The 10,492-nt window shown below is 71.2% G+C and carries 8 protein-coding genes; 2 read left to right on the top strand and 6 right to left on the bottom strand.

Features of this window, described 5'->3' with window-relative positions; translation table 11 throughout:
* Window position 1: 1 nt before the first annotated feature.
* The 3 genes from MQP27_RS01760 to MQP27_RS01770 all read right to left on the bottom strand — a co-directional run bounded on the left by MQP27_RS01760 (window position 2) and on the right by MQP27_RS01770 (window position 2,107).
* Complete coding sequence (locus tag MQP27_RS01760) at window positions 2-784, bottom strand: sulfite exporter TauE/SafE family protein (RefSeq protein ID WP_242759858.1); 783 nt, start codon at window positions 782-784, stop codon at window positions 2-4.
* A 78-nt stretch (window positions 785-862) separates the two neighbouring features.
* A complete protein-coding gene (locus MQP27_RS01765) occupies window positions 863-1,480 on the bottom strand; it encodes a class F sortase (protein ID WP_242759860.1) in 618 nt (205 codons plus the stop codon).
* A gap of 108 nt (window positions 1,481-1,588) precedes the next feature.
* Window positions 1,589-2,107 carry a hypothetical protein gene (locus MQP27_RS01770; RefSeq protein ID WP_242759862.1) on the bottom strand — a complete coding sequence of 173 codons (519 nt, stop codon included), beginning with the start codon at window positions 2,105-2,107 and terminating at the stop codon, window positions 1,589-1,591.
* 462 nt (window positions 2,108-2,569) lie between these two features.
* Here MQP27_RS01770 and MQP27_RS01775 point away from each other — a divergent pair, with 462 nt between their 5' ends.
* Complete coding sequence (locus MQP27_RS01775; protein WP_242759864.1) at window positions 2,570-3,973, top strand: alpha/beta hydrolase-fold protein; 1,404 nt, start codon at window positions 2,570-2,572, stop codon at window positions 3,971-3,973.
* A 31-nt stretch (window positions 3,974-4,004) separates the two neighbouring features.
* Here MQP27_RS01775 and MQP27_RS01780 read toward each other — a convergent pair whose 3' ends face one another.
* Window positions 4,005-5,657, bottom strand: a complete 1,653-nt coding sequence (locus MQP27_RS01780) for a M4 family metallopeptidase (RefSeq protein ID WP_242759867.1) — start codon at window positions 5,655-5,657, stop codon at window positions 4,005-4,007.
* Between the two features lie 129 nt (window positions 5,658-5,786).
* Between MQP27_RS01780 and MQP27_RS01785 the strand changes: the two genes are divergently transcribed.
* Complete coding sequence (locus tag MQP27_RS01785) at window positions 5,787-6,206, top strand: gamma-glutamylcyclotransferase family protein (protein WP_242759871.1); 420 nt, start codon at window positions 5,787-5,789, stop codon at window positions 6,204-6,206.
* Between the two features lie 8 nt (window positions 6,207-6,214).
* Here MQP27_RS01785 and MQP27_RS01790 read toward each other — a convergent pair whose 3' ends face one another.
* Both MQP27_RS01790 and MQP27_RS01795 read right to left on the bottom strand, forming a co-directional pair.
* Window positions 6,215-8,278: a glycoside hydrolase family 36 protein gene (locus MQP27_RS01790; RefSeq protein WP_242759874.1), complete on the bottom strand. Its 2,064-nt coding sequence runs from the start codon at window positions 8,276-8,278 to the stop codon at window positions 6,215-6,217.
* Window positions 8,279-8,316: 38 nt separating this feature from the next.
* Window positions 8,317-10,401, bottom strand: a complete 2,085-nt coding sequence (locus tag MQP27_RS01795) for a molybdopterin oxidoreductase family protein (protein ID WP_242759879.1) — start codon at window positions 10,399-10,401, stop codon at window positions 8,317-8,319.
* Between the last annotated feature and the right edge of the window lie 91 nt (window positions 10,402-10,492).

The raw sequence follows: 10,492 nt of genomic DNA on the forward strand, positions 1-10,492 counted from the left end.
TTCAGGCGACCCACTGCTCGTACGCCAGATTCGCCACCAGCGCGAACACCACCGTCAGCAGTACGACCCGGACGAAGCCGCTGCCCTTCTTGAGCGCGGTGTGGGCGCCGAGGGTGCCGCCGGCGAGGTTGAACACGGCCATCAGCGCCGCCAGTTGCCACAGCACCGTGCCCTGCCAGGCGAAGGTGGCCAGGGCGCCGGCGTTGGTGCAGCAGTTGACGATCTTCGCGGTGGCGGAGGCGGTGACCAGGTCGAGGTGGAGGACCGCGGTGAGGGCCAGGACCAGGAACGTACCGGTGCCGGGGCCGATGAAACCGTCGTAGAAACCGATCCCGATGCCCGCGAGGCCGATCGCGGCGAGGATCCGGCGGCGGGTCGCGGGGCCCGGCGAGGGGGCCGTGCCGAAGGCCGGGCGCAGGATCACGAAGGCGGCGACCGCGAGCAGGACCACCATGATCACGGGCTTGAGCACGTCCGTGCTCATACCGGCCGCGAAGAAGGCGCCGGCCGAGGAGCCCGCGAGCGCCGCGAGGCCGATGCGGACGGCCAGACGTACGTCGATCGTCGTTTTGCGGGCATACGTCACCGCGGCGCCCGACGTGCCGACGATGGCGACCGCCTTGTTGGTGCCGAGCGCGTACGCGGCCGGGGTGGTGGAGGGCAGGCCGAGGAGGAGGACCGGCAGGAGCAGGAGCCCTCCGCCGCCGACCACCGCGTCGATCCAGCCTGCCGCGAGGGCCGCGACGCAGAGGACGGCGACCATGGCCAGCGATATGTCGGGCATGATCGCGACCCTAGGGACGGGGTGCGTGTGCCGTCCATGTATTTGGGGGACTTCTGAGGTTCGCGGGCGTGAAGGACCTCAGCGGCTCCCCGTCAGATGCGCGAAGACGACCACGTTCCCCTGATAGCCGGTCGAGCGCGAGTAGCCGCCGCCGCAGGTGATCACCCGTAGCTCGGGTCGGCTCACCGCGCCGTACACCTTCTCGTCCGGGAAGTGCTTCGCGTCGTACACCTCGACCGCGTCCACCGTGAACAGGGCCACGCTTCCGTCGCGCCGGTCGACCTCGATGCCGGTGCCCTTCCTGAGGGCGCCGAGGTCGTAGAAGACGGCGGGGCCGTCGGCGTTGTCGACGTGTCCGGCGACGATCGCGGTGCCGCGTTCGCCCGGGGTCGTGCCGGCCTCGTACCAGCCCGCGAGATTCCCTTTCTCGGCGGGTGGGACGTCGAGGCTGCCCGCCGGGGTGAGGCGGAGGCCCATGAGGGGGGCGTTCACGTGGACCGACGGGATGCGGATGCGCTCCGGCGGGGAGGGTGGCAGCGCGGGCGCGGAGCGGGCGTCGGTGTGGCCCGAGCGGGCCTGCGCCGCCGTCGGCTGCGGTGGCGCGTGCGTGTCGGCGCCGCTGCCCAGCAGCCACGCGCCGGTGCACAGGGCGGCCACGGTGACGGCCCCTATGGCGGTATTGCTGAATCTGCGCACACGAGCCTCCTGCCTGGTGGACCCGGTCCCCCTCCGGGCCGCGAGGGGCGTCGGGCCCGGAGGGGGAGGGACTTGCGGTACCGGCGGACGGACAGCGGAGGGTGTCCGTCAGATCCCGTCGCCTCTCGCCCGGCGATGCAGGAGCCAGGTACCGCCCGCGGCGGCGACGGCGAGAGCCGCCACGCCGGCCGCGGTCTGCACGGGGTCGGGGCCCATCACGCCGCCGACCCCCGTCTTCACACTTCCGCGGGGGACCTGTCCGCGCTCGGCGGTCAGCGTCACCACCAGGTCGCCGGAGACCTCCTTGTCGCCCTCGGCGCACTTCGCGACGATCTCGTACGTCCCCGGCTGCGCGCTCGGCGGCACCCGGAACTCCCCGATCGCGTCGCCCTCGTGCGTGCTGGGCGCCAGCGTGAACGAGCCCGCGCCGACCGCGCTGGCGTCGCCCGCCGCCGTACCGCCGTCGCCGCACGCCGCGGTGTTCACCGTGACCTGGCCGCCCGGCACGGCGGAGGACGGGAACACCTCCAGCCCACCGGGGTCGTCGGCGTAGGCGGGCGCGGCGACGAACCCCGCGGCTGCGACGGCGAGCGCGGTACCGGTCAGCAGCCGGGCGGTACGTCGCATCGATGCTCCTCCGAGCGTTCTCGGTGTCCCCTGCCCTTCCGAGCAAAGTCCCGCGGCGCCGACCGCGCTTCCTGAGGATGTGTCAGAAATGTGCTGAATGGGTGTCAGGACGGTGGCCCCGGGGCCCGGTCGGGGGGAGTTTCAGCAGGTCACTGGCGTACGGCGGCCTGCCGGGCAAGAGAACCCGAAGGGCGCACGGCGCACGTGTGAACGGGTGACCCGATCGTCCCTGTGCCGTCGCCGGCCGGCGGATGCATCCGTTGTGACATTCCCGACGCCGTCTTCACGAATTCAGCTGCGCCTTCACGGGCGGATCTGAATTCCCTGTGAATAATTCCATCAAATGACAGGGAATTCTCAGCAGTGCATTGCTGGGGTGAATTTGAGTCTGCCGAAATGGGGCTGTACGGTCTGATGAATTCCGGCACCGAAGTTCCGAACTTTTCCGAAAGGCGTTGAACAATGAGTACGCGGCGGGCATTTCTCGCACAGGTCATGGGGGCGACCGTGGCGGTGGCGGCGGGTGCGACCGCCTGCAGTTCCGGCTCCGACGATTCCGGCTCCGGCTCCGGTTCCGGGGGCGACCACGTCAAGAGCGCCACCGCGATCACCCAGGTCTACGGCGACGGCCAGAAGTTCATCGCCGTGGCCCTTGAGTACGACTCGGCCGTCGACACGTCGAAGCTGTCGAAGTCGTCCTTCAAGGTCGACGGCCGGACCGTCACCAAGGTCTACGCCAACACCAGCGCGTCCCTCGCCGACACGGGCCGCGACGGCAAGTACGTCATCGTCGAGCTCTCGCCGGACGACAGCGGCGCGCTGCTGTGGGGCAACGACAGCGGCGGCGGGTCGGGGACAGGGAAGGCCTCCGGTTCCGCCTCCGCTTCCGCGTCGGGCAGCGCCCCCGCCGGCGGTGGCCCGAAGGTGGGTGAGAAGGGCACGGCCAAGGGCGCCGAGAAGGCGAAGGGCACCGTCACCAGTACGGGCAGCGTCACGACCACGGACGGCTCGACCTACCCGGGCGGCAGCACCGAGCTCGCCACCGGCAAGCAGGTCAACCTGATCGTCGACGACTTCAAGCAGTTCTCGTACAAGGACCCGAAGACCGGCAAGACGCTGCCGTACAACCTGTTCATCCCCAAGGACTACGACGAGAGCAAGAAGTACCCCCTCGTGCTGTTCATGCACGACGCGAGCGTGGTCAGCACCGTCACGACGGCGACGCTCGTGCAGGGGCTCGGCGCGGTGGTCTGGGCGAGCCCGGAGGACCAGGCCGAGCGGCCGGCGTTCGTCCTCGCGCCCCAGTACCCGGAGGTGGTCGTCGGCGACGACTACAAGCCGACGGCGTACTTCGACACCACGGCCCACCTGGTGCAGGAGCTGACGGGCAAGTACAGCATCGACGCCGACCGGGTGTACTCGACGGGTCAGTCCATGGGCGCGATGATGACGCTCGGCCTGAACATCAAGTACCCCGACCTGTTCGGGGCTTCGTGGGTCGTCGCCGGTCAGTGGCCGTCCTCCCAGGCCGCCCCGCTCGCGAAGAAGAACCTCTTCGTCACCGTCTCGCAGGGCGACAGCAAGGCGTATCCCGGCGAGGACGCGATCATGTCGGTGATCGAGAAGGCCGGTACGAAGGTGAGCCGGGCGACCTGGAACGGCAAGTCCACGGCCGCGCAGTTCACCAAGGCCGTCGACGCGATCAGCGCGAAGGGCACCTCGGTGAACTATGTGACGTTCGAGAAGGGCACCACCCTGACCGCGGAGTCGAAGAAGAAGTACGGAACCATGGAGCACAACTCGAGCTGGGCGATCGCCTACACGATCGAGGGCGTCAGGGAGTGGATCTTCCAGCAGCGGAAGTGACCCACTCCCCTCAAGGCCCGGTCCTGGTACGTCAGTTCACGTTGACCGCGCTCCAGGCCGCCGCCACCGCGTTGTACTCGGTGCTGCCGGCCCCGTACAGATCCTTCGCCGCGTTCAGGGTGGCCGTGCGGGCCCCCGCGTAGTTCGTCGAGGACGTCATGTAGACCGTGAGGGCGCGGTACCAGATGGCGCCCAGCTTCGCCCGGCCGATGCCGGTGACCGTGGAGCCGTTGTACGTGGGGGAGTTGTAGCTGACGCCGTTGATGGTCTTGGCTCCGCTGCCCTCCGCGAGGAGGTACGCGAAGTGGTTGGCGACGCCGGAGGAGTAGTGGACGTCGAGGTTGCCGACCGAACTGCTCCAGTAGTCCGCGGAGTTGCCGTCCTTGGACGGCTTGTCCATGTAGCGCAGGGCGTCCCGGCCGAAGCCGGACTTCACGATCTTCTCGCCGATCAGGTAGTCCCCGGGGTCGGAGGAGTTGTTCGCGTACCACTCCACCAGGGTGCCGAGGATGTCGGAGGTGGCTTCGTTGAGGCCGCCGGACTCGCCGGAGTAGGTCAGGGCCGCCGTCTTCGAGGTGACACCGTGGGTCATCTCGTGCCCGGCCACGTCCAGCGACACCAGAGGCCCGAAGGTCGTCCCGTCACCGTCGCCGTACGTCATGCAGAAGCAACTGTCGTCCCAGAACGCGTTGTTGTACGCGTTCCCGTAGTGGACGCGGTTGTACGAGCCCTTTCCGTCACCCGCGATGCCGTTGCGGCCGAAGGTGTTCTTGTAGAAGTCCCAGGTGACGTCGGTGCCGTACTGGGCGTCCACGGCGGCCGACGCACGGTCCGAAGTCGCCCCCGTGCCCCAGTGGTTGTCGGTGTCCGTGAACACCGTCGAGGGTGCGCGGCTGATGCAGATGCTGGTCAGGAAGCACAGGTCGGTCTTGTTCGCCGCGTCACCGGTGTACGTGTTCCCGCGCGTCGGGTCCTTCAGCTGGTACGTCGACCCCGAGAGCGTCGTCTCCAGCGGAACCGTGCCGCTGTAGAGGGACTTGCCGTCGCCGGACGCCGTCTCGATGTCGTCCCAGGCGTCGATCTGCGCGCCGGTGCGGGCGTCCGTGATGACGGTGCGGGCGACCGGGTTGCCCAGCGAGTCCTGCGCCGCGGCCTGCGTCTTCCAGGCCAGCTTCGGCGCCCCGTGCAGGGCGTCGACGACCAGCTGGGGCTTGGCCGTGAGCTTCTTCAGCGTCTCCCCGAGGTTCACCGCGCGCAGGGCGTTCGCGGCGAGGTCGGCGGCCTTCGGGGCCGATACGGAGGGGGTGACCGAGGCGAGGGATATCTCGCCCCTCGTCGCCCGGTTCGCGCCGCGGTACGTGCCGTTCGGGGCCAGGTGGACCACGAAGTCACCGCCCAGCACCGGGAGTTGACGGTACGTCCGGTCGTAGCGGACGTGCTGTGTGCCGTCCTGGTCGACGATCACGTCGCGGACCGACGTGCCCTCCGCGGAGGTCAGTCCGAGGGACGCGGCGTGCGAGAGCAGGGCCTCGGCCGCGTTCGCGACTGCGTTGCTTCTGGTCGGTCGGTCGGCCGCCTGGGCGGCGGGGGTGAGGGCGGTGGCCAGCAGGGTGGCGGTGGTCGCGGCCACGCCGGCGGCGGCGAGACGACGGGAACCTCGGACGTCGATCCGTATCCGGCTCATCGATCTCCTAGGGAAGGCGCCAACGGGCGCGTGGGGACGGCGTTGGTGTTGACCAAGATTTAAGGGGCCATGACATGTCGAGGTCCATAGGGCGTACGCGGAAGTATGTGAAGAGAGAGAATCGTTTTTGTGAGTCCCCAGCTGCCCTTCTTCGTCTACGGCACCCTCCGCCCCGGCGAGGTCAACCACGACCTCTTCCTGCGCGGCCGCACCCGCTCCGAGGAACCGGGCCGGCTGAGCGGTTGCGTCCTCTACGACGGCCCCGGCTACCCGTGGGCGGTGGAGGAGAGGGACGGCCTGGTGTTCGGCGACCTCGTCACCGCGCTGCCGGAGCGGTACGAGGAGCTGCTCGCCGCCCTCGACCGGCTGGAGGACTACGCGCCGGGCGACCCGCGCAACCTGTACGAGCGGGTGGAGCGCGAGGTCACCCGCGAGTCAGACGGACGCCCCGTCCGGGCCTGGGTTTACATCGCCGCCGCCCCCGTCGCCGCCCGCCTGCGCACCCACGGCCGCCCGATCGACAGCGGCGACTGGCTGGTCCGACGCTGACCGCGCCCCTACCCGATCCGCACCACCACCATCGCCGGCGCCTCCGGAAGCCGCACCCGCAGCGCGCCGGCCCCCTCGTCCCACTCCACGCGCGCGCCCGGCACCCCGGCCGCCGGGTGCAGCACCTCCGCCCGCACGCCGTCCGGTTCCGCCAAGTGCCGGAGAGGAAACGAGATTTCGCCCTCCCCGCCGCGCCGCCACACCGACACGTACGTCGCACCTCCGACCGGCACCCGCAGCCCCAGCGCGATCCACTCGTCCGTCCAGCCGGGCAGCCCCAGCGGCCAGAAGGGCACAGCGCCCGGCAGGTCGGCACGGATCTTCTTGTACGTCTCCAACGCGGCCCGCACCAGCCCGAGCTGACGCTCCGTCATCCGGTCCAGGTGCCCGGAGAGATGGACGCGCCCCAGCAGCGCCGTACCCACCGTGAAGTCGATCTCCGCGTCCGTGAACTCCGGCTGGGGATACGCCCACACCGCCCCCTGCTCCGGCGGCACTGCCGTCGGCGCCGCCGCCGCGATCGGCGGGTACCGCACCGGATCCTGCTGGTCGGAGGTCGACTGCAGCTGGGTGACGGAGGTCGACGCCCCGTCCATCCGCATGCCGCCCGACGCACAGTTCTCGATCACCAGGCCGGGGTGGCGGTCGAGGACGGAGGTGAGCCAGGCCCGCCAGGCCCGGGTGTGATCGAGGAGGCCCGGTGCGGAAGTGGTGATGTTGTAGTCCAGCTTCAGATAGCCCACGCCCCACTCGCCGACGATCCGGTCCACCGTCTCGTCGAGGTGGGCGCGGGCCGCCGGGTGGGTCAAGTCCAGCTGGTGGCGGCCCTGTTCGGTGACCCGGGTGCCGTCCGCGTGCCGCAGGAAGGCGTCCGGCGGCAGCTGCTCGGCGACCGGGCTGCGCACGCCGACCACCTCCGGCTCCAGCCACAGCCCCGGCACCATCCCGCGCTCCCGGATCCGCCCCAGCACCTCGCCGATCCCGCCGGGAAAGCGCCCCGCGGACGGCTCCCAGGCGCCGACACCGTCCCACCAGCCGCCGTCCGCCGTGTCGTCGTACCAGCCGGCGTCCACACAGAAGTACTCGGCACCGGCGGCCGCCGCCGCGTCGATCAGCGGCAGCAGCCTGGCGGTGGTGGGGTCGCCCATCAGCGTGTTCATGTAGTCGTTGAAGACGACGGGCAACTGCTCGTGGTCGGGGTGCGGGCGGCGGACACGGCGGCGGTACGCCGTCATGGCGGCGAGGGCGTCGTCGAAGTCGTCGCCGAGAGCCAGCGCGGCGTACTCCGTGGCGAAGGGCCGGACACCGGGCTCCAGCACGGCCCGTACGCCGTGGTCGTCCGCGGTCGGCCCGCCCAGCGCGAGGTACGTGTGCCCCGCCACCTCGCCCGCGTCCCACGCCCAGCCCGCCGACGACTCGATCTGCCACAGCCAACTGCGCCCGTCCGTACGGTCGGTGAGCGCGCCCATGGCCAAGTGGCCGTCCGTGGGCCAGCTTCCGCGGCTCGTCGACCGCAGCCTCGCCCCCGAGTCGTGCTCGTGGACGTCCCGGCCGATGTCGGGAACCGACTCCCGCAGCGGCTCGGCGTACCAACGGCACTCCGCGAGCCAGTCGTTGCGCGCCCGGCGCACGTCCAGCACATCGGGCGAGGGCAGCCCGCCGAGCAGCAGACTGCCGGCCGCGCGGACGGTCACCGGCCCGTCGCCGTCCTGGTGGACGCGCAGACGGGAGCGCAGGACGGGCACGCCGTCGGGGGAGGAGTACTCCACGACGACCGTCAACCGCTGCTCAGGTGCCTGGAGTCGGACGGCCAGGTGATGCCAGCCGTCCCCGTACGTGGCACGGTGGCCGCGATACCTGAGCCGCGGCCCGAGCGCCGTACCCCCGAAACGCGTGCCCGACCAGCCCGGTCCCGCGCCGGTCAACGTCAGGTCGGCCAGGGGCAGTTCCGTCGGCGGCGGCTTGGGATCGCCCGGACGGGCCAGCCGCAGCCGCCCGCCCGCCGCACCGAAGTCGAAGTCGGCGATGAGCGCGGAGTGGCCCCAGCGGAAGCCGTAGTCGTCCTCAGCCATAGTGGAGCCAGCGTATGGCCTGAACCCCCGTAGATCACCTAGGACTTGACAGCTTCGAGCCGCACCGCGCACGCCTTGAACTCCGGCATCCGCGAGGTCGGGTCCAGCGCCGGGTTGGTGAGGGTGTTGGCGCGGCCCTCGCCCGGCCAGTGGAAGGGCATGAAGACGGTGTCGGGGCGGATGGCGGTGGTGATGCGGGCGGGGGCGACGGCACGCCCGCGCCGGGAGACCACGGCGACCGGGTCGCCCTCCGCCGCCCCGAGCCGCGCCGCGAGGCGGGGGTGCAGCTCCACGAAGGGTCCCGGCGCGGCGGCGTTCAGCTCGTCGACGCGGCGGGTCTGGGCGCCGGACTGGTACTGGGCGACGACCCGGCCGGTGGTGAGCAGCACCGGGTACTCGGCGTCGGGCTCCTCGGCGATCGCCCGGTGCGAGACGGGCACGAAGCGGGCCCGGCCGTCCGGGGTGGCGAAGCGGTCGAGGAAGAGGCGCGGGGTGCCGGGGTGGCCGTCGCCGGCGGCGTCCTGGGGGCAGGGCCAGAACACCCCGTCCTCCTCCGCCAGCCTGCGATAGGTGATCCCGGAGTAGTCGGCGATCCCGCCCGCGCTCGCCCGGCGCAGTTCCTCGAAGACCTCCTCGGGATCGGTCGGGAAGCCCTTCTCCACACCGAGCCGGTCGGCCAGCTCGTGCATGACCTCCAGATCGCTGCGCACACCGTCGGGAGGCGTGATCGCGCGGCGGCGCAGCAGGACCCGGCCTTCGAGGTTGGTGGTGGTGCCGGATTCCTCGGCCCACTGGGTCACGGGGAGGACGACATCGGCGTGACCTGCGGTTTCGGACAGTACTATGTCACATACCACAAGGAAGTCGAGCGCCTTGAAGCGCTCCTCCACATGCCCCGCCCCCGGCGCCGACACCACCGGATTGGACCCCATCAGCAACAGCGCCCTGACGTCCCCGCCAAGGGCGTCGAGTAGCTCGTACGCACTGCGCCCCGGCCCCGGCAGACTGTCCGGATCCACTCCCCACACCTCGGCCACATGCCGCCGCGCCGCCGGATCGTCCAGCTTCCGGTACCCCGGCAACTGGTCGGCCTTCTGCCCGTGTTCGCGCCCGCCCTGCCCGTTGCCCTGCCCGGTCAGACAGCCGTAACCGCTGAGCGGCCGGCCCGCCCGCCCGGTCGCCAGGCACAGGTTGATCCATGCGCCCACCGTGTCCGTGCCCTTGGACTGCTGCTCGGGCCCGCGCGCGGTCAGCACCATCGCGTTCTCCGGCTCGCAGAACAGCCGTACCGCTTCCCGGAGTTGGGGTACGGACACGCCGGTGATCCGCTCCACGTACTCCGGCCAGTGCGCCATCGCGGCCGCCCGCGCGTCCTCCCAGCCGACCGTGCGCCCGGCGACGTACTCCTCGTCGACCCGCCCCTCGGCGACGACCAGGTGCAGCAGACCCAGCGCGAGCGCGAGGTCCGTGCCGGGCCGCGGGGCCAGGTGCAGGTCGGCCTGCTCGGCGGTCTTCGTCCGGCGCGGGTCGACGACGATGAGGGTGCCGCCGTTCTCCTTCAGCTCGTTGAAGAACCTGAGCGAGGGCGGCATGGTCTCCGCGAGGTTGGAGCCCACCAGGATCACGCAGCCGGTCCTCGGGATGTCCTCCAGCGGGAACGGCAGGCCCCGGTCGAGACCGAAGGCCTTCGTGCCGGCGGCCGCGGCCGAGGACATGCAGAAGCGCCCGTTGTAGTCGATCTGCGAGGTGCCCAGCACCACGCGCGCGAACTTGCCGAGCGTGTAGGCCTTTTCGTTGGTCAGCCCGCCCCCGCCGAACACCCCGACCGCGTCGGGCCCGTGCTCGGCCCGTGTACGACGGAGCCCCTCGGCGACACGGTCCAGTGCCTCGTCCCAGGTGGCGGGCACGAGCGTGCCCTCGGAGCGCACCAACGGGGAGGTCAGGCGCACCCGGGACGAGAGCACGGCCGGCGCGGTACGGCCCTTGCCGCACAGCGCACCCCGGTTCACGGGGAAGTCGGCGCGCTCGCTCACCTCGACCGTGCCGCCGGGCACGGGCGTCAGGTTCATCCCGCACTGCAGGGCGCAGTAGGGGCAGTGGGTGGGCGTCGCGGTGTTCTGCATGCCGTTCAGCGTGCTTCGGGCGTGTTACGCGCGGCGCGGCCCCTTGTTACGCGGGCGACACGGCGGCCTCCCCGCGGGGCCGGGGCGCCGG

Source organism: Streptomyces cylindrosporus (assembly GCF_022698165.1).
GTDB classification, from domain to species: Bacteria; Actinomycetota; Actinomycetes; order Streptomycetales; family Streptomycetaceae; genus Streptomyces; species Streptomyces cylindrosporus.

Bases quoted from the DNA above. Each gene is read 5' to 3' on its own strand.
- MQP27_RS01760 (WP_242759858.1), bottom strand. From the start codon at position 784: ATGCCCGACATATCGCTGGCCATGGTCGCCGTCCTCTGCGTCGCGGCC.
- MQP27_RS01770 (WP_242759862.1), bottom strand. From the start codon at position 2,107: ATGCGACGTACCGCCCGGCTGCTGACCGGTACCGCGCTCGCCGTCGCA.
- MQP27_RS01775 (WP_242759864.1), top strand. From the start codon at position 2,570: ATGAGTACGCGGCGGGCATTTCTCGCACAGGTCATGGGGGCGACCGTG.
- MQP27_RS01780 (WP_242759867.1), bottom strand. From the start codon at position 5,657: ATGAGCCGGATACGGATCGACGTCCGAGGTTCCCGTCGTCTCGCCGCC.
- MQP27_RS01790 (WP_242759874.1), bottom strand. From the start codon at position 8,278: ATGGCTGAGGACGACTACGGCTTCCGCTGGGGCCACTCCGCGCTCATC.
- MQP27_RS01795 (WP_242759879.1), bottom strand. From the start codon at position 10,401: ATGCAGAACACCGCGACGCCCACCCACTGCCCCTACTGCGCCCTGCAG.